This window comes from Telluria sp. AC161 (genome assembly GCF_979258535.1).
In genome coordinates this window covers 3,080,856-3,104,184 of record NZ_OZ409861.1, presented here as the reverse complement: position 1 = coordinate 3,104,184, position 23,329 = coordinate 3,080,856, and the positions used below count along the sequence as shown (strand labels likewise).

Genomic DNA, 23,329 nt, shown 5'->3' with positions numbered 1-23,329 from the left:
GCGGCGCTTCAAGGCATTGCCTTAATGCGTGCTGCCGCTCGGCGGAATCAGCGTCTGGGCTGCGGTATCGACGGCAAACAGCTGCGCGCAATCGACCTTGTCGAACGAATAATGCTTGCCGCAGAAATCGCAGTTGATGCCCAGCTCGCCCAGCTCGTCCAGCGCCGTTTCGACTTCCTGCTGGCCCAGCATCTTGAGCATGTTGCCGACCTTTTCGCGGTTGCAGCTGCAGTGAAACTGCGGGTGCATCGGATCGAACACGCGGATCGTCTCTTCCCAGAACAGGCGGTGCAGCAGCGTCGAGATGTCGGTCGACAGCAGCTCTTCGTGCTTGAGCGTGCCGCCCAGCGCTGCGGCGCGGTTCCAGGTTTCCAGGTCTTCCGCTTCGGATGCCTGCTTGGTCTGGTCTTCAGCGCCGCTGTGACGTGGCAGCTTTTGCAGCAGCATGCCGCGCGCGACCTTGTCGTCAGCAGCAACCCACAGGCGCGTGTCGAGCTGTTCCGAACGCAGCATGTAGTTTTCGATGACCGTGGCGACGTCGTCACCGTCCAGCGGCACGATGCCCTGGTAAGGCTGCTGGCCCGGCATCTTTTCGAGCGGGTCGAGCGTGATCACGAAGCGGCCAGTGCCCTGCACATTGACCAGCTGGCCGAGCGTCGCGTCGTCGGTCACGTCGACGTCCGGTGCCAGCTTGGCCGTGGCGCGCATGCGCAGATCGGCGTCGCATTCGACCACGAGCAGGCGCACCGGGCCGTCGCCGTGGATCTGCATCACGATCGAGCCGTTGAACTTGAGGTTGGCTGACAGCAGGGCGCAGGCAGCAACCATCTCGCCCAGCACCGAGCGCACTGCTTTCGGGTAGCCGTGGCGCGCCTGGATCTCGCGCCAGGTGTCGGAAATTTCGACCAGCTCGCCGCGCACGGCGGCGTTGTCGAAGATGAATTTTTGCAGCGTGTCGCCGGTGGTGCGCGTGATGTCAAGCGTGGTGTCTGGTGTCGTCATTCTTTATCCGATTCTCTTTAGCTGTGTATTGAATAGCTGGCCTCGCGCGACATAGCTCGCGGCATTGCCCTGCAGGCGCAGCAGGTCTTCTTGTGTCAGTGTCCGCACCACTTTCGCGGGCGAACCCAGGATCAGTGAGTGATCGGGAAATGTCTTGTTCTCGGTGACCAGCGCGCCGGCGCCGACCAGGCAACCCTTGCCGATGCGGGCGCCGTTCAGGATCACCGCGCCGATGCCGATCAGCGAACCGTCGCCGACCGTGCAACCGTGCAGCATGGCCTGGTGGCCGATCGTCACGCCCTGGCCGATGTCGAGCGGATAGCCCATATCGGTGTGCATCACCGTGCCTTCCTGCACATTGCTGTTTTCGCCAATGGTGATGCGTTCGTTGTCGCCCCGCAGCGTGGCACCGAACCACACCGACGTATTGGCCGCCAGCGTGACCTTGCCGATCAGCGTGGCCGAATCGGCGACAAACGCCGACGGATCGATCTCGGGTGCATGTTCGCCCAGCTGGTAAATGGCCATGGATGCGCTCGCAGAAGGTTGGAATGGCGCTATTTTACCGCCCCATGCCCCGGGTAGCGCCGGCTTCGCCATTGCCCGAAAACCGGCAGATGGGGCCACGCTGCGCGAATTCAACGGGCCAGCGATATAATTGCCTGAACGATCGTACTTTTTTCGAGGCCTCATGAAACTTTCACGTTCAGAATTTGTCACCGTGCGCGGCCTGCGTCTTCATGTACGCCATTGGGGGAACGAGGGCGCGCCCAAGCTGTTCATGCTGCACGGCTGGATGGACGTGGCCGCCTCGTTCCAGTTCGTCGTCGATGCCCTGGAGGGCGACTGGCACGTGATCGCACCCGACTGGCGCGGCTTCGGGCACAGCGACCGCTCGGGCGCCGACACCTACTGGTTCCCGGATTACGTGGCCGACCTCGATGCGCTGCTCGACCGTTTCGCACCGGACGAGGCGGTGAACCTGCTCGGCCACAGCATGGGCGGCAATATCGCCGGCCTGTACGCGGGCGTGCGGCCGCATCGCGTGGGCAAGCTGATCAATCTGGAAGGCTTCGGCCTGCCGGGCACGAAGGCGGCGCAGTATCCGAAACGGCTGGCCAACTGGCTCGACGAACTGCGCGCGCCACCCGAGATGCGCGGCTATGCCAGCCTGGACGAAGTGGCGGCGCGCCTGCGCAAGACCAATTCGCGCCTGTCGTATGAGCGCTCGAGCTTTCTCGCTGCCCACTGGTCCGAGCAGGACCGCGACGGCCAGTGGCGCATCCTGGGCGACCCGGCGCACAAGATGACGGGGCCGCTGCTATACCACGTCGACGAAATGATGGCGGCGTGGTCGGCCATCACCGCGCCGGTGCTGTGGGTCGAGGCCGAGGACACCGATATGTGGCGCTGGATGGGCGCGAAGGAGCAGGCGCGCGCCGAGGTCGACCGCCGCATGGGCTATCTGAAGAACGTCACAGCGCGCATGGTGCCGCAGGCGGGCCACATGCTGCACCATGACCAGCCCGAATTGCTGGCGCGCATGATCGAAGACTTCCTCGCTGCGCCGGCAGATTGATGCGCGTACAATGCAGCGTCCATCCCGCCTGCTGAATATCCCATGCTGAAAGTCGACCTGCACTGCCACTCCAATGTCTCCGACGGCGTCCTTGCGCCAGCGGACGTTGCCGCTTACGCCGGCAAGAGCGGCGTGAATGTATGGGCGCTGACCGACCATGACGAAATCAGCGGCGTGAAGGCGGCGCGGCAGGCGGCCACGGCGCTGGGCATGCGTTTCGTGGCGGGCGTCGAGATTTCGGTGACCTGGGCCAACGAGACGGTCCATGTCGTCGGCCTGCAGGTCGATGAGAACAACCCCGCACTGATCGCGGGCCTGGCAGCAACCCGCAACGGGCGCGAAAAACGGGCTCGCGAAATGGCGGCGCAGCTGGAGCAGGCCGGCATTCCTACACCGTATGAAGGCGCGCTGCGCTACGTCGCCAATCCCGACCTGATGTCGCGCACCCACTTTGCGCGCTACCTGTGCGAGATCGGTGTCTGCACGACCACGTCCGACGTGTTCCGCCGCTTTCTGACCGAAGGCAAGCCGGGCTATGTGCCGCATCGCTGGGCCACGCTAGGCGAAGCAATGGGCTGGATTCAAGGTGCGGGCGGCATCGCCGTCATCGCACACCCGGGGCGCTACCGCTTCAGCGATATGGCCCAGGGCGCGCTGTTCGATGAGTTCCGCCAGTTGGGCGGCACCGCCATCGAGGTGGTCACCGGCAGCCACACGCCGGACCAGTACGGCACCTACGCCGAAGTCGCGCGCCGCTACGGCTTTCTTGCATCGCGCGGCACCGACTTCCACGCCCCCGGCGAATCGCGGGTCGAGTTCGCCGAACTGCCACCATTGCCATCCGGCGTGACGCCGGTCTGGCACGACTGGTTCTAACACTCCCTTGCGTCTGCCTGTACGGCCGCCGCTCCTGCGGCTGGCCGCGTCACGCCTGTTGCTTTCCTGTTTTTATAAAGAATTTGCCCATCAGCTCTTGTAAAAGCCGTTTTATACTCCAATTGGAGTATATGCAGCGTATGGAGAGCACAATGAAAGCAGTTTTACCCCAACAGAAACTCCCTGACAGCGACAAGGTCACGGTCAACGTCGGCCTGGTCGACCTGGCGCAGGTCGACCTGCTCGTCGAGGAAGGGTTCTATTCCAACCGTACCGACCTGGTGCGCACGGCCATTCGCAACCTGCTCACGCAGCACGCCGACGTGATCCGCCAGACCATCGTGCGCAAGCGCTATGTGATGGGCTTGTACCGCTACTCGGTGCAAGAACTCGAGCAACTGGTGGCAGAGGGTCAGCAACTGGATATCCATGTGCTGGGCCTGGCGGTCATCGAAGACAACGTATCACCTGAACTTGCCCGGAATGCGATCGCTTCGATCCAGGTCCTGGGCGCCTTTGTTGCATCACCTGCCGTGCGCGCCGCGCTGGCAGATCGCACCCTTACCTAGACTGGAACGCTATGAAATCGCTCGACCAATTCATGAACAAGATGATGACCTCTGCCCGCCTCGTGCAGAACAAGGATGTGGCCTCGGCCACCGCCACGATCCAGCAAGCGCTGGCGCAGGCCGGCCTGATGCCGGGGCAGGGGCATGGACAGGGGCAGAGCGCCGCGCCCGCCAGCAAGGACGCAACGGCTTTTGTGGACATCAACCCGGCGCCCGATTGGCAAGCCCAGCTGCGCAAGGGCCAGGCGGCCATGCGCGCCGCCGGCGTCGGTGTCGGCATTGGCATGCCTCAAGATGACGATGTGGCGGTCATGGACGACATCGCCGGTGGCACCTTCACGGCAGGCGTCTTTTCGAACGCCGCTGGCCGCCGCCGCTACAAGCTGTACATCCCGTCCCAGCCGTCGACCACGCCGCGCCCGCTGATCGTCATGCTGCACGGCTGCACGCAGAATCCCGACGATTTCGCGCTCGGTACCGGCATGAACCGCTTGGCCGAAGAAGCCAACTGCCTCGTGCTGTACCCCGAGCAGGACAGCGCGTCGAACCGCACGCAGTGCTGGAACTGGTTCGAGTCAGGCCACCAGGCGCGCGATGCGGGCGAGCCGGGCATCATCGCCGGACTGACGCGGCAGATCGTCAAGGAGCACGGCGCCGATCCGACGCAGGTGTTTGTGGCCGGCATGTCGGCGGGCGGGGCGATGGCGGCGGTGCTGGGCGCCGAGTATCCCGACCTGTTCGCGGCAGTGGGCGTGCACTCCGGCCTGCCGGCCGGTAGCGGGCGCGACATGATCACCGGCTTGCAGGCCATGAAGAAGCCAGCCAAGGGCCGCGCCTTGCGCGAGGCGGTGCCCGTCATCGTGTTCCATGGCAGCACCGATCACGTGGTGGCGCCCGCCAATGGCGACGCCGTGCTGCAACAGTATGTGGGCGCTCACGCCGGCCTGCGCGCAACGCCGCTGAGCGTGCGTCACGACGATGCCGCCCATGGCGGGCGCCGTTGCCGCCGCAGTGTCTGGCGCGATGACGCGGGCCGGGCGATGGCCGAGCAGTGGGTCGTGCAGGGCGCAGGACATGCCTGGGCCGGCGGCAATGCGGCAGGATCGCATACCGATGCGGCAGGGCCGTCGGCGTCAAAGGAAATGCTGCGGTTTTTCCTGAAGGAGTGCCGCTGAGGTTTCTGCATCCAAGCTACCCGCACGTCGTTCCCGCGCCGGCGGGAACCCAAGTTCAGCGTACGTGGTCGCCATCATGTGATCGGCCCGCAGCGGACTTGGGTTCCCGCCTTCGCGGGAACGACGTGCTGGAGATCGTGGGGCAGGCGAGTCCGCCCTTGAATTTTCCGACAGGAAGCCCAATATTGGCATCCTGTCACTAATTCAGGAGTTGTCCGCCATGAAGCGCATTGTTCTTTTCCTCGCCACCAATCTTGCCGTCGTTCTGGTGCTGACGCTGGTCATGAACGTGTTCGGTCTTGGCCGCGCCGTCTCGGCGGAGGGCATCAACTTCACGACGCTCGCCGTGACATCGCTCGTCATCGGCTTCACGGGCTCGTTCATTTCGCTCCTGATGAGCAAGCCGATGGCCAAATGGTCGACCGGCGCGCGCGTGATCGAGCAACCGTCCAGCTCCACCGAACAGTGGCTGGTGGACACCGTGCGCCGCCTGGCCGAGCGTGCCGGCATCGGCATGCCCGAGGTCGCCGTCTATGATGGCGAGCCGAATGCGTTTGCCACCGGTGCCTTCAAGAATTCGGCGCTGGTCGCCGTCTCTACCGGCCTGCTGCAGAGCATGAATCAGGATGAAGTCGAAGCCGTGCTGGGTCACGAGGTTGCCCACATTGCCAATGGCGACATGGTCACGCTGACGCTGATCCAGGGTGTGGTCAATACCTTCGTCGTGTTCTTCGCGCGCGTGGTCGGCTTCTTCGTTGACAAGCTGCTGTTCCGTAAAGAGGGCGACGCGCCCGGCATCGGCTACTTCCTGACCGTGATGGTCTGCGAAGTCCTGTTCGGCCTGCTCGCCTCGATCATCGTGGCCTGGTTCTCGCGCCAGCGCGAATTCCGCGCCGACGCCGGCGCCGCCAAACTGATGGGTAGCCCGGTGCCGATGCAGCACGCGCTGGCCCGCCTGGGTGGCTTCGCGCCGGGTGCGTTGCCGAAAGCGATGTCGGCATCGGGCATTTCCGGCAGCGGCGGCGGCTGGGGCGCGCTGTTCTCGACCCACCCGCCGATGGAGCAGCGTATTGCCGCGCTCCAGTCGCTGCCTAACCAATAACAAGGACACCATCCATGGGCCAGTTTTTCCAGATTCACCCTGAAAACCCGCAAGCGCGCCTGATCAAGCAGGCTGCACAGATCGTCAGCGCCGGCGGCATCGTCGCGCTGCCGACCGATTCCGCATACGCACTCGTCTGCCGGCTGGACGACAAGAACGCGGTCGAGAAGCTGCGCCGTATCCGTGGCGTCGATGACAAGCACCATCTGACGCTGCTGGTGCGCGACCTGTCCGAAGTGGCGCAGTACGCGCGCGTGGACAACACGCAATACCGCCTGCTCAAGGCGACGATGCCAGGCCCGTACACGGTGATCCTGGAAGCCACGCGCGAGCTGCCGCGGCGCCTGTCGCATCCGTCGCGCAAGACAATTGGCCTGCGCGTCCCTGAAAACCGCATTACGCTGGCGCTGCTTGAAGAGCTGGGCGAGCCGCTGATCGGCACCACACTGCAACTGCCGGGCGACGAACACATGCTGTCGGATCCCGATGAAGTGCGCGAGCGCCTTGAAAAACAGATCGAACTGATCATCGACGGCGGCGCCGGCATGCTGGAAGCCACCACCGTGATCGACCTGACCGGCCCCGAGCCGGTGCTGATTCGCGAGGGCAGGGGCGACCCGGCGGCGTTCGGCCTGTAATCAGGCGGGCTGCAGCCTTCAAGGCTGCCTTAAGTATTCCACCGGTCAAGTACGCGCCGCGCTCTGATAGAATCAGCCCCCATGGAAGAAACGATTCGCACCATCGCGGTGTATGCGCTGCCGGTCCTGTTTGCGATTACGCTGCATGAAGCCGCCCACGCTTACGCCGCCAAGTATTTTGGCGATAACACCGCCTATTCGCAGGGGCGCATGAGCCTCAACCCGCTGGTGCACGTGGATATCTGGGGCACCATCGTGATCCCGATCGTGATGTTCCTGTTCAGCGGTTTCGTGTTCGGCTACGCCAAGCCGGTGCCCGTCGAATTCGGCCGCCTGCGCAACCCGAAGCGTGACATGGCGTGGGTGGCCCTGGCCGGTCCGTTTGCCAACTTCATCATGGCCGTCCTGTGGCTGATCCTGGGCGTGCTGCTCGTATTCTTCCAGGTCGGTGAAGAATTCCCGCACAAGGTGGCGCAGGCCGGCATCGTCACCAATCTGTTGATCATGGCCTTCAACCTGCTGCCGATCCCGCCGCTCGATGGTGGCCGGGTCGTCACGGCGATGTTGCCGCACCGCGCGGCCTACGCGTTCGCGCGCATCGAGCCATACGGCTTCTTCATCGTGCTGGCGCTGGTCATGCTCCGGGTCGTCGGTTACTGGCTCACGCCGGTGATGGCGCTGGGTGGCTATCTGGTGCAACTGGCGGCCACGCCGTTCACGTTCTTCCTGCTCTGAGCCGATGAGCACCGGCACACATATGGCGGCCTTGCCCGCGTCGCCCTGGGTAGCGCGCTTTGCGCCCCTCGCGCGGCCTGGCGAAGCGCTCGATCTGGCGTGCGGCAACGGGCGCCACACGCGCCTGCTCGCGGCGCAAGGTTTCCAGGTGCTGGCCGTCGATCGCAATCCAGCCGCGCTGGCCGCCAGCGCAGGCAAGGGCGTGACGACACTGGCCTGGGATCTGGAGGCCGATGGCGCAGGCTGGCCATTCGAAGCGGGGCGCTTTGCCGTCATCGTCGTCACCAATTACCTGCACCGGCCGCTGTTTGCGCAGATCGCGGCCAGCCTGCGGCCCGACGGGATCCTGATCTACGAAACCTTCGCGCAAGGTAACGAGGTCTATGGGAAACCGTCGAATCCGGCGTTCCTGCTCGCACCTGGCGAACTGCTGTCGCTGGCCCACGATGGCGGCCTGCAGGTGCTGGCGTACGAGGATGGCCACGTTGAGCGGCCCCATCCGGCGCAGGTGCAGCGCCTGTGCGCCGCCGGCCATGCGTACCGCAAAACCGAGGCCTGGCTCGACCATATTGTGGTCAGGAATGAACCATAGGGGCGGGCTATCCGCTACAATCAGATTTTTAAATGAATGGCACGGTCCAAAGATTATGATTAAGGGCAGTATCGTAGCAATCGTCACCCCGATGTTCGAAGATGGCACCGTCGATCGCGATTCCCTGCGCGCGCTGATCGACTGGCACATCGCCGAAGGTACCGACGCGATCGTCATAGTGGGCACGACCGGCGAATCGGCGACCTTGTCGCCGGAAGAGCATTGCGAACTCGTCAAGCTGGCCGTCGACCATGTCGCCGGCCGCATCCCTGTCATCGCCGGCACTGGCGGCAATTCGACCGTGGAAGCCATCGCGCTGACCCGTCACGCGAAGAGCGTCGGCGCGGACGCGTCCCTGCAGGTCGTGCCGTACTACAACCGGCCGACGCAAGAGGGCATGTACCGCCACTTCCGCACGATCGCCGAAGCCGTCGACCTGCCGATCATCCTGTACAACGTGCCGGGCCGTACCGTGGCCGACATGGCCAACGAGACGGTCGCGCGCCTGGCGCCGATCGAGAACATCGTCGGCATCAAGGACGCCACCGGCAATATCGGGCGCGGCATCGAACTGCTCAAGATGGTCGACAAATCCTTCGCCGTGTACTCGGGCGATGATCCGACCGCGATGGCGCTGATGTTCTGCGGCGGCGCCGGCAATATTTCGGTCACCGCCAACGTGGCGCCACGCGCGATGCACGAGCTGTGCGTGGCTGCCATGAGCGGCGACATCGCACGCGCGCTCGAAATTAACAACCGCGTGCTCGGCCTGCACGCCAGGTTGTTCGTCGAACCGAATCCGGTGCCCGTCAAATGGGCGCTGGCCGAGATGGGCAAGATGCCGGCGGGCCTGCGCCTGCCGCTCGCGCCGCTGTCCTCCCAATACCACGAGATCGTACGTGCCGCCCTGGTGGAAGCCGGCGTTCATTCCCCATCCTGAACCCGCAAGGGTTCGGGTTACTGACCTGATATCGAACGACATGACTATTCGCAATACTAAGAATTCAAACGGCGCATCCCTGATCAACGCTCCTGCCGCCGCCCGTGTGCTCTCGCTCACGGTCATCGCGTTCAGCCTGGCAGCCTGCACCACGATTTTCAGTGGCGACAAAGTCGACTACAAAGGCACCAAGAAGGCCGCACCGCTGGACGTGCCGCCCGACCTGACCAAGCTGCAGCGCGACAACCGCTACGCGATCCCGGACGGCCGTGGCGTCGCCACCGCATCCGAGTTCCAGCAAGGCCAGGCCGCAGCCGCTGCCGGCGGCGTGCCTGCAGTGGCCGGTGTCTCGGCATCCGGTCAGCCGATCGGCCCGATTTCGACCGACGCCGTCAGCGTGCAACGTAATGGCGACCAGCGCTGGCTGGTGGTCAAGCAAACGCCTGAACAGCTGTGGCCGCAACTGCGCCAGTTCTGGGAAGAGCAGGGCTTCGCGCTCGAAACCGAATCGGCCACCACCGGCACCATGGAAACCGCCTGGGTCGAGAACCGTTCGAAGATCCCGCAAGACTTCGTGCGCCGTGCCATCGGCCGCGTGTTCGACAGCGCCTACTCGACCGGCGAGCGCGACAAGTTCCGCACGCGCCTCGAGCGCCTGCCGGATGGCTCGACCGAGATCTGGGTCAGCCACCGCGGCGCCGAAGAAGTCCTCACCGGCCCGCAAAGCGAAACCACGACCTGGACCGTGCGTCCCAACGATCCGGGCCTGGAATCGCAATACCTGAGCCGCATCGTCGCTCTGCTGACCGGCGCGAAAGAAGTCGCCCCGGCCGAAGCCATGGTCGCCAACGCGCCACTGGCGCCGCAGCACGCCAAGCTGGTGGGTGACAAGGTCGAGGTCGATGAAGGCTTCGACCGTGCATGGCGCCGTGTCGGCCTGGCGCTCGATCGCGTCGGCTTCACCGTCGAAGACCGCGACCGCGTGCAGGGCATCTACTTCGTGCGCTATGTCGATCCGGATGCAGGCGAGACCAAGGATGGCTTCTTCAAGCGCCTGTTCACGTTCGGCAAGTCGGAAGACGACGCGAAAGAAGCGCAGCGCTACCGCGTGCTGGTCAAGGCCGCGCAGGGCGCGAACGTGAGCGAAGTATCAGTGCAGACCAACGATGGCAAGGCAGAAACGTCGCCGACGACGACCAAGATCCTGACGCTGCTGAACAACGAGCTCAAGTAATCCTCGTTGCAGCAACAAAAAACCGGCCAAGTGGCCGGTTTTTTTATGCGCGTGCGGGTTGTCCGTTCACCCAAAAACCGGCTAACGGCCCCGGCGTAGGGTGGGCGGGTATCCCGCCCACGCGTTCAACGAACGTTGATGTACCACCAGATCTGGTTGATTCAAACGCGTGGACGGCATCGCCGTCCACTCTACGAAAGCGACAGGCGTAAAAAAACCGGCCCGCAGGCCGGTTTCTTCATACCGAGTAACGAATTACTTGGTGGTAGCAGCAGCGTCAGCAGCTTGGGTAGCCGAGGTCTGAGCAGCGGCAGCAGCGTCGGTTGCAGTCGAAGCAGCAGCAGCTGCGTCGGTTGCAGCAGCGTCAGCAGCAGCAGCAGCTGGAGCGGTTGCGTCAGCAGCTGGCATGGTTGCGTCAGCAGGAGCGACGACAGCAGCTGGGGTTTCGGTCACTGGTGCGACTGGTGCTTCTTCTTTCTTAGCGCAAGCAGCCAGGGTAACAGCGAACAGGGAAGCGATCAGCAGGGATTTTTTCATGGTTTTTTCCTTAGTATTTACAAAAGTAGAACTACTTGATACGAATAATAATTACCGGTAATTATTTCTCGATGGAATTCTCGTGCCTTCACAAATAGCAAGACTGCCACGGGCGCAACGGAACCTTCCTGATTGATATTATAGACAATTTTACAGTTTCGCAATAGCTAACACATGCTCTGGTGTAAGAATTTTCCGCTTTGATAAGCTTCATATTGTTACAAGATGCTACGCAAATAGCGAAACACCTGCGAATTAACACTTGGGCAACTAATCGTGCTTTCGTGGCGGCTTTACAACCCGGTCGTTGTCGGGTGCAGCGTTGGCCGGGAAGCTTCCCAGATCGCTTCGAACCGATGGTGGGGAACATCGACGGCGCGTGGATCGTCGAAGTTGGCTTCACCGCGCATGTGGTCGCTGTGAAAGCGGCGTACCACGTGCTGATCATCGGCGATGCAGAACGAATCGGTCAGCTGGCGCAGGTTTTTCGGGCTCTGGCGGCATTCGCAGGCGTGGCCGTAGTCACGCAGCAGACGCAAAAAACGCGGACAGTGACGCTCTATGTGGCCCGGCTCATGCAGCCCAAGGCGCAAGGTGCCGCCCCGTTGCAGGAACGCGCGCAGCGCCGCATCCACCTGGATCGTGCCCAGCGCAAACACCGCCCCATCCGGATCGAACAGGCGCAGACTGTGCTGCGCGGCCGCCACGACGGCGAGGAACCGCGCCTCGCAGTCGCGCCGGGTGTCGAACGGGATGGCGCGCGCATCCATGGTCAGCCCAGCTCGACCCAGCCGTCCTGGTACCAGGCGTACAGCGATTCGGTGACGTCGTCGGTGGCTTTGCCGAGCGTGGCGCCATCGATGCGGCGATCGTTGGCCAGTACGTCGAGCACCACCTTGTCGGCGCGGCCGGCAGCCAGCGATTCACCATTGATGAACACGTTCTTGCCGCGATACAGCATCAGCGTCTTGCTCGACAATTTGATGCCGCGCTTGGCGGCCGTTTCCATGAAGCGCCCGAAGGTCAGCGGCTTGGCGGGCGGCGTGAAGAACACATTGTGCTTCGGCTCGGACATGTGCTCGCCGAGGAAGATGGTGACGTCTTCTTCGTCCCAGCGCACCTTGTTGAGTTCTTCGGTGACGGTGGCGAGCATGTGCTTCGGAATCTCGGCCGGGTTCTTTGCTTCTTGCAATTCGGGATCGGCGTAGCGGCCCGGCAGGTCGATGGAATCGGCCATGAATTGCAGGAAGGATTCGCCCAGCTCCTGGAACGACGGCGAGCGAAAACCGATCGAATACGTCATGCATTCGCCTTCGGCGATGCCGTCGTGCGCGTACTGGGGCGGCAGGTACAGCATGTCGCCCGGCTCGAGCACGAACTCTTCTTCGGCCTCGAAATTGGCCAGGATCTTGAGGGGCAAGCCTTCGATGATCGTCAGGTCCTGCTGCGCGCCGATGCGCCAGCGGCGCTTGCCGTGCGCCTGCAGCAGGAACACGTCGTACGAGTCGTAATGGGGGCCGACGCCGGCGCCGTCGGTGGCAAAGCTCACCATCAGGTCGTCCAGACGGGCATCCGGCACGAAGCGGAACTGGCGCAGCAGCTCGTCGGCGCGCTCGTCATGCAGGTTCACGCCCTGGACCAGCATCGTCCAGTTCGGCTCGCTGCGGGCCGGCAATTCGGTGAGGGGGCCGTGCTGCATGTCCCACTCGCCGTCGCGCAGCGACACCAGCCGCGATTCGACGTGGTTCAGCGCGGCCAGCTCGGCCAGCTTCTCGAACTTGAGCAGCGGCTTGAAGCCCGGGATGGCGCCACGGATCAGCAGCGGTTTCTTGTGCCAGTAGTCACGCAGGAATTCAGCAGGGGAAAGATTCCCCAAAAGCGGTAATTTTTTCATACGACATTATAACCAGCCGAAGCGGGGCCTAGACCCATCGAGAGTATAATCCGCAGCTCACAATGAAAGGATGGACGATGAAGATTGCTAAAGACACAGTCGTGACGGTTAATTACAAACTGTCGGATGCCCAGAACAATCTGATCGAGGAGGGCTCCCAGCCGATGGTGTACCTGCACGGCGGCTACGAGAATACCCTGCCAAAGATCGAAGAAGAGCTGGACGGCAAAGAAACCGGCTACGCCTCGACGATCCAGGTAGAGCCAGACGACGCGTTCGGCGACTACGAGCCAGAGCTGGTCAAGGTTGAAGAACGTTCGCGCCTGCCGGAACCGATCGAAGTCGGCATGCAGTTCGAAGGCGTGGCCGAAAACGGCGACGACGAGCCGGTGATTTTCACCGTCACCGAAATCGCTGACGACAAGGTCGTCCTGGATGGCAACCATCCACTGGCCGGCATGGCGCTGCGCTTTGACCTGTCCGTGGTCGACGTGCGCGCTGCGACCGCCGAAGAAATCCAGCACGGCCACGTGCACGGCGCTGGCGGTCACCATCACGAGATCGATGACAGCGATGATGGCGATCACTTCCGTACCCAGCCGCTGCAGTAATCCGGTTGGTGCGCGGCCACCGCATCACGCGGTGGCCGCGCTTGTAATCTCTGTTCTACTGCTTCGCGTCCACCACCGTGAACGCCGCATCTTTCCCCAGCATCACATTCACCTCGACCGCCTTGGTTCCCACTGACAGCTGCCCCAGATTGCCTTTCCATGCGATCTGCGGCTTGTGGCCACCCGGCGCGTCACTGTCGACCAGCAGCACCTTCCCATCGAACTTGACGGCCTGCGCCTGGATCTGGCGCCGCGCTGCCTCGAACCCGTCGCGCTCGACCGGCGCACGCCGCAACAAGCCGCGCAGGCCCGCCGGCTGATCGAGATGGAACGGGCGCACGGCGCCTTCCGAGAACAGCACCAGTGCCTGCGCCTTGTCGCTGCGCGCCATTGCGAACAGGCGGTTCAGCCAGAAGCGGTTGGCCACCGCCCGGTCTTCGTATTCACTGTTGCGGCCCGCCGCCGGCAGGAAATGGTTGTTGGCGGCCGGCAGATTGATGGTGGCGTACAGCACCTTATCCACCTTCCAGTGCGCGTTTTCGGCATAGCTGCGAAAACGCGGACTGGCCGACAGCTGCGTCAGATGGATCTTCGTCGCGCCAAGCGATTCGGGCTCGCCGTAGAGCAGTTCGCGCAGGCGGTTCAGGCGCTCGATCGCATTGGTGCGCTTGGCCGAGTTACGGCAGCCAGTCCAGTCGCTGCCCGACAGCGACACGATCACGGGCCGCTTCGCATGCTCGAACAGGTCGCGCCGCTGCAGGTACAGCTTGTCGCCGCAGCTTTCGTTCTCGCCCTTGATGCCCGTGAGGACCACGAACGACACCGATTTTTCGGACGAATCGGCCAGCGCCTGCTTCAGGCGCGCGTCGCTGTCGGCGCGCGCGTCGTTGCCGACCACGGCGAAGCGGTGCGTGGGGCGCGCTTCCTTGTCCTTATCCTTGGCTTGGCCCGCCAGCGGCGCGCAGGCAAGCAGCGTCGCCAGCAGCGCAGCGCAGGCAATGACAGGGCGCGCGATGGTCATCAGGCAGCCAGCCGTTTCAGCTCGTACAGCCGCTCGAGCGCTTCGCGCGGCGTCAGCGCATCCGGATCGATGGCGTCCAGTGCGTCGCGCAAGCCGTCATCCTGGACTTCCGCCACGGCTGGCGCCGGGGTGTCGTCGATATCGTGCTCGGGCAGGGGCGCGGCGAACAGGTCGCGCTGCGGCGTGCCACCTGCGGCCTGCGCCTCCAGGCGCGCCAGGTGCTTGCGCGCGGCCTTGATCACCGGTTGCGGCACGCCAGCCAGTTGCGCCACCTGCAAGCCGTAGCTTTGCGACGCCGGGCCATCCTGCACCGCATGCAGGAACACGATGCTGTCCTTGTGCTCGACCGCCGACAGGTGCACGTTGTACGCGCTCGGGTACGACTCCGGCAACTGGGTCAGCTCGAAATAGTGCGTCGCGAACAGCGTGAAGCTGCGGCTCGTGTCGATCAGGTGGCGCGCGATGGCCCACGCCAGCGCCAGGCCATCGAAGGTCGACGTGCCGCGCCCGACTTCATCCATCAGCACCAGCGAATGCTCGGTGGCGCCGTTGAGGATTGCGGCCGATTCGGTCATCTCGACCATGAAGGTCGAACGGCCGTTGGCCAGGTCGTCGCTCGCGCCGATGCGCGTGAAGATGCGGTCGATTGGGCCCAGCGTGGCTTCGGCCGCCGGCACGTAGCTGCCGACATAGGCCAGCAGCGTGATCAGCGCGACCTGGCGCATGAAGGTCGATTTACCGCCCATGTTCGGGCCAGTGATCAGGAGCAGGCGGCGCTCGTTCGAGAAGCGGCAATCGTTGGCGATGAAGCGCTCGATCTGATTTTCGACCACCGGATGGCGGCCCTCCACGATGTTCAGGCACGGCGCATCGACCAGCTGCGGCGCGCACCAGCTGTGGCGCAGCGCGTGGCTGGCCAGCGCTACCAGCACGTCGACTTGCGCGATCGCGCGCGCGATGGTTTGCAGGACGCCGATGTGCGGCGCAAGCTGGGCCAGCAAGTCGTCGTACAGGATTTTCTCGCGCGCCAGCGCGCGGTCCTGCGCCGACAGGGCTTTGTCTTCGTACGCCTTGAGTTCGGGTGTGATGTAGCGTTCGCAGTTCTTCAGCGTCTGGCGGCGGCGGTAATCGTCCGGCACCTTGGTCGCCTGGCCGTTGGTCACTTCGATGTAGAAGCCGTGCACGCGGTTGTACTCGACGCGCAAGTTGGCGATGCCGGTACGGGCGCGCTCGCGTGTTTCGAGGTCGACCAGGAACTGGCCGGCATTCTCGGACAGCGCCTGCAGCTCATCGAGTTCGGCATCGTAGCCGCGCGCGAACACGCCGCCATCGCGGATCATCGCGCTCGGCTCTTCCAGCACGGCGCGCACCAGCAGGTCGAGGCAGTCGGCGGGTGTGGCCAGGTCGTCATGCAGCTCGCGCAGCAGCGACGTATCGCCCGGCACGAAGCAACGCGCCACCAGTTCGCGCAGCATCGGCAAGGCCTTGAGGCCATCACGCAGGCTCGCCAGGTCGCGCGGGCGCGCACTGAGCAAGGCCACTCGCGTGGTAATGCGCTCGATGTCCGGCACCTGCGCCAGCGTCGGCGACAGGTTGTCGATGGCGTCCGCCTGCAGCAGCGCGGCGATCGACTGGTGACGGCTGCGCGCTATCGACTGGTCGCGCCGCGCATGGTGCAGCCAGTGGCGCAGCATGCGCGAACCCATCGCCGTGCGGCAGCCATCGAGCAGCGAAAACAGCGTTGGCGATTCTTGCCCGCGAATGGTCTCGGTCAGTTCCAGGTTGCGGCGCGTGGCGGCATCAAGGCCGATGTATTCATTCTCGTTTTCGCACGCCAGCCCGCGCACGTGCTGCAGCCCGCGACCCTGCGTGGACTGGGCGTAGCGCAGCAGCGCGCCGGCCGCGCCGAACGCGGCGCCCAGGCCATCGGCGCCAAAGCCGGTCAGTGTGGCGACCTTCAACTGTTCGAGCAGCGCGCCGTGGCCCTTGACCACGTCGAAATGCCACTCCGGCACGCGCTGGGTGTGTACGGTGGATGCGCCATCGTCGAACATGTCGCCGCAATCGGCGCGCAGGATTTCGGCCGGCGCGATGCGCTCGAGTTCATGCGCCAGACGCGCCTCGATGGCGCGCGCGTCGCCCGAAAATTCCATCAGGCGCAGATTGCCACTGGCCAGCGACAGCCAGGCCAGACCCGCGGTGACGGTCTTGCGCTGGGTTTGCAGGCACAGGGCGAGAAGAGGGCGCTCGGCTTTTTCGGGCAGCAGGTCGGAATCGGTCAACGTACCGGGCGTGACGACGCGCAGCACCTTGCGTTCGACCGGGCCTTTCGACAGCGCCGGATCGCCGATCTGCTCGCAGATCGCGCACGACTCGCCCAGTTTCACCAGCTTGGCCAGATAGCCATCGAGCGAGTGGAACGGCACACCGGCCATCTTGATCGGATTGCCCTCGGACTTGCCACGCGCGGTCAGCGTGATGCCCAGCACGCGCGAGGCTTTTTCGGCATCGTCAAAAAACAGTTCGTAGAAGTCGCCCATGCGGTAGAACACCAGCATGTCGGGGTAGTCGGCCTTGATGCGCAGGTATTGCTGCATCATCGGGGTGTGCTTGTCGGTCGCGCTGTTCTTGACGGCTGCGGCGTTGATTTCAGTGGGAACGGTGGTCATTTCTTCGGATTGGGTACGGCGAGGCAGAGGCTGGCCAGAGCTGCGTATTTTACCGCGATTGATGCTGCGCGCGCGGCACAGCCGGGGTCATAGCCGGGGTCAGGTCTGACATTCGGACACGACCTCAGCCTTAGCCACTTCCATTGGTGCATTTTCCTGATCAGCACGGCGCTGTGTCCGCGGCACAGCCGGGGTCATAGCCGGGGTCAGGTCTGACATTCGGACACGACCTCAGCCTTAGCCACTTCCATTGGTGCATTTTCCTGATCAGCACGGCGCTGTGTCAGCTAGTTCCGACTGCTTTACTGTCGAGATCGTGTCCGAATGTCAGACCTGACCCCGGCTTTTTGCGGGTCGCGCGACATCACGCGTAGTCAAGCGTGCCTTCGACGGCCACGCGACCGCTGCACAGCACGACAAAACTGCCGGGGGCTTCGCAGGCCAGCAAAGTTGCCGAAGCACCCAGCGGCACGGCGCGCTTGAAGCGGCAGGTCAGACTGGTGACGCGACGATTGGTCGATTGCTCGAACGCCGCGCAGACGCGTGCCATGGTTTCCATGCCATGGATGATTGGTGCGTGCATCCCCATCAGCCGCGCACTCCATCGCCACAGATGAATCGGATTCCAGTCGCCGGACAAGGCCGCATAGCGTCGCCCCGCATTGGCAGCTACGACCCATTCTCCGACGACGTCACCCACCGGTGCGACCGTCGGCGTTGCGGGCGCATGCTTGGCGCGTTGCCCGCGTTTGATCAGGTACCGACTGGTGCAGGTGAAGACCGTCTGCCCATCAGCGCTTGCCACTGTCTCCAGCACGCATTCGACGGCCCCATTGGCCCCTGGTTCCAGCATCGACAATGTCGTCACGAGCACCAGCGGCGCATCAGTGCGTACCTCGCAATGCATTGCGAGATCATTCGACACATGAATCAACCCGACAATCCGAAACGGCATCGCCCGATCAAGCATCGTCGCCAGTTGCGCGCGCTGCGCCAGCAGGTAAAGGTAGGTCAGTGGCACACGCCCAGGCGGGAAGTCGAACGCATCGCGGTAGCGCCGCACGTGATCCGCATCGAGCCGGTCCAGCCGATAACTGGCCTGGACCGGTTGCGCTGACGGCCGCGCAGGCCGCTTGAACAATGCCCGTACCAGCGGCCAGGCACTGGCCCTGGGCAGGGCAGGGAGGGATGACGGGGACAGGCTATTCATCGACGCAGCATACCGCGTCGCCGCCCGTCCCCGGTAACACAGCACCGATACTCAGCTCGCTGCCTTGACCCGCGCCGTAATATGCGCCAGCGCCTCGTCAACCTGGTCGATCAGGATCAGGCACAAGTCCCCATCTTCCAGGCGCGAGAGCGCCCGATCAATCGCCACGAATTCGCCATTGATTTCTTCGACGTGTCCCGTACGGGTCGCGTTGCTCAGTCCCGCGCGCAGCAGTGCAATGACTTCGCCGTCGGCGCGGCCACGCTGGCACTGGTCCTGGTACAGCAGCACGTCGTCGAACGCCGCGCCCAGGATTTCGGTCTGCTGCGTGATGTCCTGATCGCGCCGGTCGCCGGCGCCGCTGATCACCACCGAGCGGCGCTTGGCGGGCATGCTCTCGACCGCATTGACCAGCGCAGCGATCGCATCCGGGTTGTGGCCGTAGTCGGCGATTACTGTCGCGCCCTTGTAGTCGAACACGTTGAAGCGTCCCGGTGCATTGTCGCTCTCGCCGACAAAGGTCTTCAGGCCCAGGCGGATCGCATCCCACGACGTGCCCACGCCCCAGGCGGCGGCCACCGACGCCATCACGTTCTCGACCTGGAAGCCCACCACGCCACCGCGCGTGATCGGCACTTCCCGCAGGTCGATGCGTTCGATGAAGGACTCTTGCGCCGCCACCAGGTAGCCTTCTTCGACGAAGACGACGCGGCGGCCCTGGGCGCGGTGCATCGCCATGACGGGATTGCCCACGTCCTGCGCGAAGAAGGTGACGTCGCCGCGCGTTCTTTCGGCCATCGCCGCCACGGTCGGATCGGCAGCGTTGAGTACCGCCATGCCGCCCACCGCCACGTTCTGCACGATCACACGCTTGAGCACCGCCAGGTCTTCGAGCGTGGTGATGTAGTTCAGGCCAAGGTGGTCGCCCGAGCCGATATTGGTTACCACCGCGACCTGGCACTTGTCGTAGGCCAGGCCTTCGCGCAGCAGGCCGCCGCGCGCCGTTTCGAACACGGCGGCGTCGACGTCGGGGTGCAGCAGCACGTTGCGCGCGCTGCGCGGGCCGCTGCAGTCGCCGCTTTCGATGCGGCGGCCTTCGATGTAGACGCCGTCGGTGTTGGTCATGCCGGTGCGCAGGCCGGACGCCGTGAGCAGGTGTGCGATCAGGCGCACGGTGGTCGTCTTGCCGTTCGTGCCGGTAACGGCCACGATCGGGATGCGGCCATCGTCGCCGTCCTTGAACAGCGTGTCGACGATCGCCTCGCCGATCGGGCGCGGTTTGCCGAACGATGGCGCCAGGTGCATGCGCAGGCCCGGTGCGGCGTTGACTTCGACGATGCCGCCGTTCTGGTCCTCAATCGGTTTGAGGACGCTGTCGCAGACCAGGTCGACGCCGCAGATATCCAGGCCGATCATGTGGGCGGCAGCGACGGCGCGCGCCGCGACTTCCGGGTGCACGTCGTCGGTGACGTCGGTGGCCGAGCCGCCGGTGGACAGGTTCGCGTTATTGCGCAGGACGACGCGCTGGCCGATGGCGGGTACCGAGTCCGGCGTCAGGCCGTTCTGGGCCAGCGTGCCGATGGCGATGTCGTCGAAGCGGATCTTGGTCAGCGATGTGCCGTGGCCGTCGCCGCGGCGCGGGTCCAGATTGACCTGTTCGACCAGCTCGCGCACGCTGCGCTCGCCGTCGCCCACCACCTGCGGCGGTTCGCGGCGCGCGGCGGCCACCAGCTTGTCGCCCACCACCAGCAGGCGGTAGTCGTGGCCCGGCAGGTAGCGTTCGACCAGGATGTCGTCGCGGAATTCGCTGGCGGCCTTGAAGCCGGCGTCGAGTTGTTCGCGGGTGGTGACGTTGACCGTCACGCCCTTGCCCTGGTTGCCGTCCTTTGGCTTGATCACCACCGGCAGGCCGATTTCCATGGCGGCGGCCCAGGCGTCATCGGGGTCGGAGACGCCGCGGCCCTGCGGCACCGGCACGCCGGCCGCGTCGAGCAGCTTCTTGGTCAGTTCCTTGTCTTGCGCGATCGATTCGGCAATCGCGCCGGTGGCGTCGATCTCGGCGGCCTGGATGCGGCGCGCGCGGCTGCCCCAGCCGAACATGACCATGCTGCCTTCGGTCAGGCGGCGAAACGGGATGTTGCGGGCCACGGCGGCCTGCACGATCGAGCCGGTCGACGGTCCCAGACGCACGTCTTCGTCCGTCGCGCGCAGTTGCGCCAGCGCGGCGGGCACGTCGAACGGGGTGTCGTTGCGGGCCGCTTCGATCAGTTGCTGCGCCAGTTCGAGGGCCTGGCGGCCGACGTCTTCTTCGCTGTATTCGACGACCACCTGGTAGGTGCCGGTTTCCAGCGTGGCGGTGGTGCGGCTGAATGTCACCGGGCAGCCGGCTTCGGCCTGCAGGTGCAGCGCGACCAGTTCGAGCACGTGGGCCAGCGGGATCGTTTCATAGTGGCCGAACGGCTGCAGGCCGCCGATCTGCGGGAAGCGCACGCGCAGGCGCGATTCGAAACCGGGCAGCTCGCCGATCGATTCTTCCTCAGGCGTGCACGTCACGATCGCCTCGACCGAGGTGTGGTGGCTCCAGAGATTGGGGCCACGCAGGGCCCGTACGCGAGATACTTCCATAAACCGTCATTCCTTTCGCGGGCCGCGCGCCGCGCGCACATGCGCGGGGGCGGGCACCAGGCCCGGCAGATTGCCGGGCAGTGTCATTCAATGTGTCGTTTGTTTTGGTGTCGCGTCGAAGGCGCGCAGGCCGCCGCACAGCAGGTCGCTCGGCACGCCAAGCGCCCACGCCGCCGCCACTGCTGCCAGCACGTTTTCGGGGTACTTCACGGTCGACGGCTTCATCGTGTCCAGCGTGTTCAGGCGCGTTTCCGCGTCGCCTTCGGCCAGCATGATGCGCCCGTCACGGACGAACACGATGCGCTCGCCCGCCGCGCGGTGCGCTGCCAGCACCGCATGGTGTTCGTCGAAGGCGTAGAAGATCACGCCGCCGTCGCACAACTCGGCCAGCGCCGCAACCTGCTCGTTGGCAGCGTTGAGCACGGCCACGCCGTCCGGCAGGATCACGTCGACCTGGGTGCGGATCACGTTGCGCAGTGCGTCGTCGTCGTGGATATGGAATTCTGCCAGGTCGGCCAGACCCGCCATGTCGGTCACGACGCCCACAGTGCAGCGGTCGTATGGCAGGCCGTCCTGCAGGATCGAGCGGGCGTTCGATTCGAACACCGCCGTCTGCACATTGCGGTTGATCAGGATGCGCTGGCCGGCTTCGACGCCCGTACTGTCGCGGTTCGAGATCACGCGCGCATTCAGGTACAGGCCTTCGCCGTTGGCCACGCCGACCTCTTTGCCGGTGATGTTGACCAGGCAGCCGATCAGGCGCGTGATCAGGCTGCAGCCGAGCGAGCCCGTGACGCCGACCACCGGGATGCGCGCCGTGTCGTCCGGCGCGAACAGGTGCTCGATGATGTCCTTGCCGACGTTGCGTGCGGTGCCGCTGGCCGGCTTGGTGTGGGCCAGCAGGCCCGGGCTAGCGTTCACTTCGATGATCGCGCCGCGTTGTTCGGCCAGTGGGCGGCTGATGTCTTCGCACACCAGGTCGATGCCGGCGATGTCCAGACCGACGATGCGGGCGGCCAGCGCTGCGGCGTGCGCGACCTCCGGGTGGAGCTGGTCGGTGACGTCGTCGGCGACGTTGCCGTTCATCTGGATCAGCACCTTCTGGCCGGCCGGCGGCACCGTGTCGGGCGTGAGGCCCTGGCGCTTGAGCTGCAACTGGTTTTCTTCGCTCTTGCGCGGCTCGACGGGGCTGAGCGGAAATTCTTCGCTTTCGCCGCGGCGCGGGTCGATATTGATCTGGCTGTCGCACAGCTCGGCCACGTTCTGGCGGCCGTCGCCCGTGACCCACAGCGATTCGCCGCGCGCGACGGCAACCACTTTGCGGCCGACGACCAGCAGGCGGTGCTCGCTGCCCGTGATGAAGCGCTCGACCAGCACCGAGCGGCTGTCGCCTTCTTCGGATGCAATCAGGTAAGCGGCGCGCACTTCGGCTTCGGTATTCAGGTTCAGCGAGACGCCGCGGCCGTGATTGGCGTCGATCGGCTTGACGACCACGGGCAGGCCGATGTCGGCCGCTTCTTCCCAGGCTGCGTCGGCGCTGCGCGCGATGGCGCCTTCGGGCACCGGCACGCCGCACGAGGCGAGCAGGTTCTTGGTCATGTCCTTGTCGCTGGCGATGCCTTCGGCAATCGCGCTGGTGCGGTCGGTCTCGGCGGTCCAGATGCGGCGCTGCGCGGCGCCGTAACCCAGTTGCACCAGATTGCCGTCGGTCAGGCGGATCGACGGGATGCGGCGGTCGGTGGCGGCGTCCACGATGTGCGCAGTCGACGGGCCCAGGCACAGGCGGTCGACCATGTCGGTCAGGCGCGCAATGGCGGCGGGCAGGTCGAACGGCTCGTCATTGATCGCGGCCATCATCAGGCGATGGCTGACGTCGAGCGCGGCGCGGCCGACGACGTTGTCCCGCGTGCGGTAGGCCATCTTGTAGACGCCATGCTCGCCGGTGGAGCGGGTCTTGCCGAAGCCGGTCTTCATGCCGGCCAGGCTTTGCACTTCAAGCACGACGTGCTCGAGGATGTGGCCGGCCCAGGTGCCTTCGTTCAGGCGCTCGATGAAGCCGCCGTGGTAGCCGACGCCGCAGTGGTGCTCGATCAGGCCCGGCAGCCAGGTGGTCAGGCGCGTCGTGAACCCGGGGAGCAGATTCGAGGGATAGTCTTCCAGTTCGCCGATGTCGAGCCAGGCCTCGATCACGGGCCGATAGGTCCAGATGTTTGGTCCCGCCAGATAATTGATGCGCAGGAATTTGATGTCGTTCTTTTTCGTCATGTAAATACGTTGGTCACCTGGCGCTACTCCCACACCGGCGACTTTTCCTTGTATG

Annotated in this window: 21 protein-coding genes; 11 read left to right on the top strand and 10 right to left on the bottom strand. The window is 64.6% G+C overall.

Annotation, left to right across the window (positions count from 1 at the left end; genetic code table 11):
• Window positions 1-21: 21 nt before the first annotated feature.
• Both hslO and ACZ0AJ_RS13900 read right to left on the bottom strand, forming a co-directional pair.
• Window positions 22-1,002 carry an Hsp33 family molecular chaperone HslO gene (gene hslO / locus ACZ0AJ_RS13905; protein WP_499455097.1) on the bottom strand — a complete coding sequence of 327 codons (981 nt, stop codon included), beginning with the start codon at window positions 1,000-1,002 and terminating at the stop codon, window positions 22-24.
• A gap of 3 nt (window positions 1,003-1,005) precedes the next feature.
• A complete protein-coding gene (locus ACZ0AJ_RS13900; protein ID WP_183555575.1) occupies window positions 1,006-1,530 on the bottom strand; it encodes a gamma carbonic anhydrase family protein in 525 nt (174 codons plus the stop codon).
• A gap of 163 nt (window positions 1,531-1,693) precedes the next feature.
• Here ACZ0AJ_RS13900 and ACZ0AJ_RS13895 point away from each other — a divergent pair, with 163 nt between their 5' ends.
• The 10 genes from ACZ0AJ_RS13895 to bamC all read left to right on the top strand — a co-directional run bounded on the left by ACZ0AJ_RS13895 (window position 1,694) and on the right by bamC (window position 10,442).
• Window positions 1,694-2,581, top strand: a complete 888-nt coding sequence (locus tag ACZ0AJ_RS13895) for an alpha/beta fold hydrolase (RefSeq protein ID WP_499455096.1) — start codon at window positions 1,694-1,696, stop codon at window positions 2,579-2,581.
• Window positions 2,582-2,623: 42 nt separating this feature from the next.
• Complete coding sequence (locus ACZ0AJ_RS13890; RefSeq protein ID WP_499455094.1) at window positions 2,624-3,457, top strand: 3',5'-nucleoside bisphosphate phosphatase; 834 nt, start codon at window positions 2,624-2,626, stop codon at window positions 3,455-3,457.
• A gap of 152 nt (window positions 3,458-3,609) precedes the next feature.
• Window positions 3,610-4,026, top strand: coding sequence for a ribbon-helix-helix domain-containing protein (locus tag ACZ0AJ_RS13885; protein WP_229424778.1), 417 nt, complete (start codon window positions 3,610-3,612; stop codon window positions 4,024-4,026).
• An 11-nt stretch (window positions 4,027-4,037) separates the two neighbouring features.
• Window positions 4,038-5,201 carry an extracellular catalytic domain type 1 short-chain-length polyhydroxyalkanoate depolymerase gene (locus ACZ0AJ_RS13880; RefSeq protein ID WP_499455093.1) on the top strand — a complete coding sequence of 388 codons (1,164 nt, stop codon included), beginning with the start codon at window positions 4,038-4,040 and terminating at the stop codon, window positions 5,199-5,201.
• Between the two features lie 220 nt (window positions 5,202-5,421).
• Window positions 5,422-6,303 (top strand): protease HtpX, encoded by an 882-nt coding sequence (htpX, locus tag ACZ0AJ_RS13875; protein ID WP_499455127.1) that lies wholly within the window; start codon window positions 5,422-5,424, stop codon window positions 6,301-6,303.
• 14 nt (window positions 6,304-6,317) lie between these two features.
• Window positions 6,318-6,941 (top strand): L-threonylcarbamoyladenylate synthase, encoded by a 624-nt coding sequence (locus tag ACZ0AJ_RS13870; protein WP_183555570.1) that lies wholly within the window; start codon window positions 6,318-6,320, stop codon window positions 6,939-6,941.
• 81 nt (window positions 6,942-7,022) lie between these two features.
• On the top strand, window positions 7,023-7,676 hold the full coding sequence (locus ACZ0AJ_RS13865) for a site-2 protease family protein (RefSeq protein WP_183555569.1): 654 nt from the start codon (window positions 7,023-7,025) through the stop codon (window positions 7,674-7,676).
• Between the two features lie 4 nt (window positions 7,677-7,680).
• Window positions 7,681-8,268, top strand: coding sequence for a class I SAM-dependent methyltransferase (locus tag ACZ0AJ_RS13860; RefSeq protein ID WP_499455124.1), 588 nt, complete (start codon window positions 7,681-7,683; stop codon window positions 8,266-8,268).
• Window positions 8,269-8,323: 55 nt separating this feature from the next.
• Window positions 8,324-9,208 (top strand): 4-hydroxy-tetrahydrodipicolinate synthase, encoded by an 885-nt coding sequence (gene dapA, locus ACZ0AJ_RS13855; RefSeq protein ID WP_183555568.1) that lies wholly within the window; start codon window positions 8,324-8,326, stop codon window positions 9,206-9,208.
• A 40-nt stretch (window positions 9,209-9,248) separates the two neighbouring features.
• Complete coding sequence (gene bamC / locus ACZ0AJ_RS13850; protein WP_499455091.1) at window positions 9,249-10,442, top strand: NlpB/DapX family lipoprotein; 1,194 nt, start codon at window positions 9,249-9,251, stop codon at window positions 10,440-10,442.
• A 255-nt stretch (window positions 10,443-10,697) separates the two neighbouring features.
• Here the strand turns inward: bamC and ACZ0AJ_RS13845 are convergent, their stop codons facing one another.
• The 3 genes from ACZ0AJ_RS13845 to ACZ0AJ_RS13835 form a co-directional block, all read right to left on the bottom strand.
• Window positions 10,698-10,979: a hypothetical protein gene (locus ACZ0AJ_RS13845; protein ID WP_183555566.1), complete on the bottom strand. Its 282-nt coding sequence runs from the start codon at window positions 10,977-10,979 to the stop codon at window positions 10,698-10,700.
• 293 nt (window positions 10,980-11,272) lie between these two features.
• Entirely contained in the window at window positions 11,273-11,749 is a 477-nt protein-coding gene (locus tag ACZ0AJ_RS13840; RefSeq protein ID WP_499455090.1) for a DUF7931 domain-containing protein, read from the bottom strand.
• A gap of 2 nt (window positions 11,750-11,751) precedes the next feature.
• On the bottom strand, window positions 11,752-12,873 hold the full coding sequence (locus tag ACZ0AJ_RS13835; RefSeq protein ID WP_499455088.1) for a JmjC domain-containing protein: 1,122 nt from the start codon (window positions 12,871-12,873) through the stop codon (window positions 11,752-11,754).
• 77 nt (window positions 12,874-12,950) lie between these two features.
• On the opposite strand from ACZ0AJ_RS13835, the gene ACZ0AJ_RS13830 reads away from it, so the two are divergent.
• The gene (locus tag ACZ0AJ_RS13830; protein WP_183555563.1) at window positions 12,951-13,484 is read left to right on the top strand and encodes an FKBP-type peptidyl-prolyl cis-trans isomerase; all 534 of its coding nucleotides are present in this window, start codon (window positions 12,951-12,953) and stop codon (window positions 13,482-13,484) included.
• Window positions 13,485-13,539: 55 nt separating this feature from the next.
• On the opposite strand, the gene ACZ0AJ_RS13825 is transcribed toward ACZ0AJ_RS13830, so the two are convergent.
• The 5 genes from ACZ0AJ_RS13825 to ACZ0AJ_RS13805 form a co-directional block, all read right to left on the bottom strand.
• Window positions 13,540-14,505, bottom strand: coding sequence for a hypothetical protein (locus ACZ0AJ_RS13825; RefSeq protein ID WP_499455120.1), 966 nt, complete (start codon window positions 14,503-14,505; stop codon window positions 13,540-13,542).
• Complete coding sequence (gene mutS / locus ACZ0AJ_RS13820) at window positions 14,505-17,174, bottom strand: DNA mismatch repair protein MutS (protein WP_499455118.1); 2,670 nt, start codon at window positions 17,172-17,174, stop codon at window positions 14,505-14,507. The genes ACZ0AJ_RS13825 and mutS overlap by 1 nt, the downstream gene beginning before the upstream one ends.
• Before the next feature lie 364 nt (window positions 17,175-17,538).
• Window positions 17,539-18,315: a MaoC/PaaZ C-terminal domain-containing protein gene (locus ACZ0AJ_RS13815; RefSeq protein ID WP_499455116.1), complete on the bottom strand. Its 777-nt coding sequence runs from the start codon at window positions 18,313-18,315 to the stop codon at window positions 17,539-17,541.
• A 120-nt stretch (window positions 18,316-18,435) separates the two neighbouring features.
• Entirely contained in the window at window positions 18,436-21,009 is a 2,574-nt protein-coding gene (gene cphA, locus ACZ0AJ_RS13810; protein WP_499455079.1) for a cyanophycin synthetase, read from the bottom strand.
• A gap of 87 nt (window positions 21,010-21,096) precedes the next feature.
• Complete coding sequence (locus ACZ0AJ_RS13805) at window positions 21,097-23,274, bottom strand: cyanophycin synthetase (RefSeq protein WP_499455077.1); 2,178 nt, start codon at window positions 23,272-23,274, stop codon at window positions 21,097-21,099.
• Between the last annotated feature and the right edge of the window lie 55 nt (window positions 23,275-23,329).

What these genes read in the sequence shown, in the direction of transcription:
- hslO (WP_499455097.1), bottom strand. Translation starts at nt 1,002, where the DNA reads ATGACGACACCAGACACCACGCTTGACATCACGCGCACCACCGGCGAC.
- ACZ0AJ_RS13900 (WP_183555575.1), bottom strand. Translation starts at nt 1,530, where the DNA reads ATGGCCATTTACCAGCTGGGCGAACATGCACCCGAGATCGATCCGTCG.
- ACZ0AJ_RS13895 (WP_499455096.1), top strand. Translation starts at nt 1,694, where the DNA reads ATGAAACTTTCACGTTCAGAATTTGTCACCGTGCGCGGCCTGCGTCTT.
- ACZ0AJ_RS13890 (WP_499455094.1), top strand. Translation starts at nt 2,624, where the DNA reads ATGCTGAAAGTCGACCTGCACTGCCACTCCAATGTCTCCGACGGCGTC.
- ACZ0AJ_RS13885 (WP_229424778.1), top strand. Translation starts at nt 3,610, where the DNA reads ATGAAAGCAGTTTTACCCCAACAGAAACTCCCTGACAGCGACAAGGTC.
- ACZ0AJ_RS13880 (WP_499455093.1), top strand. Translation starts at nt 4,038, where the DNA reads ATGAAATCGCTCGACCAATTCATGAACAAGATGATGACCTCTGCCCGC.
- htpX (WP_499455127.1), top strand. Translation starts at nt 5,422, where the DNA reads ATGAAGCGCATTGTTCTTTTCCTCGCCACCAATCTTGCCGTCGTTCTG.
- ACZ0AJ_RS13870 (WP_183555570.1), top strand. Translation starts at nt 6,318, where the DNA reads ATGGGCCAGTTTTTCCAGATTCACCCTGAAAACCCGCAAGCGCGCCTG.
- ACZ0AJ_RS13865 (WP_183555569.1), top strand. Translation starts at nt 7,023, where the DNA reads ATGGAAGAAACGATTCGCACCATCGCGGTGTATGCGCTGCCGGTCCTG.
- ACZ0AJ_RS13860 (WP_499455124.1), top strand. Translation starts at nt 7,681, where the DNA reads ATGAGCACCGGCACACATATGGCGGCCTTGCCCGCGTCGCCCTGGGTA.
- dapA (WP_183555568.1), top strand. Translation starts at nt 8,324, where the DNA reads ATGATTAAGGGCAGTATCGTAGCAATCGTCACCCCGATGTTCGAAGAT.
- bamC (WP_499455091.1), top strand. Translation starts at nt 9,249, where the DNA reads ATGACTATTCGCAATACTAAGAATTCAAACGGCGCATCCCTGATCAAC.
- ACZ0AJ_RS13845 (WP_183555566.1), bottom strand. Translation starts at nt 10,979, where the DNA reads ATGAAAAAATCCCTGCTGATCGCTTCCCTGTTCGCTGTTACCCTGGCT.
- ACZ0AJ_RS13840 (WP_499455090.1), bottom strand. Translation starts at nt 11,749, where the DNA reads ATGGATGCGCGCGCCATCCCGTTCGACACCCGGCGCGACTGCGAGGCG.
- ACZ0AJ_RS13835 (WP_499455088.1), bottom strand. Translation starts at nt 12,873, where the DNA reads ATGAAAAAATTACCGCTTTTGGGGAATCTTTCCCCTGCTGAATTCCTG.
- ACZ0AJ_RS13830 (WP_183555563.1), top strand. Translation starts at nt 12,951, where the DNA reads ATGAAGATTGCTAAAGACACAGTCGTGACGGTTAATTACAAACTGTCG.
- ACZ0AJ_RS13825 (WP_499455120.1), bottom strand. Translation starts at nt 14,505, where the DNA reads ATGACCATCGCGCGCCCTGTCATTGCCTGCGCTGCGCTGCTGGCGACG.
- mutS (WP_499455118.1), bottom strand. Translation starts at nt 17,174, where the DNA reads ATGACCACCGTTCCCACTGAAATCAACGCCGCAGCCGTCAAGAACAGC.
- cphA (WP_499455079.1), bottom strand. Translation starts at nt 21,009, where the DNA reads ATGGAAGTATCTCGCGTACGGGCCCTGCGTGGCCCCAATCTCTGGAGC.
- ACZ0AJ_RS13805 (WP_499455077.1), bottom strand. Translation starts at nt 23,274, where the DNA reads ATGACGAAAAAGAACGACATCAAATTCCTGCGCATCAATTATCTGGCG.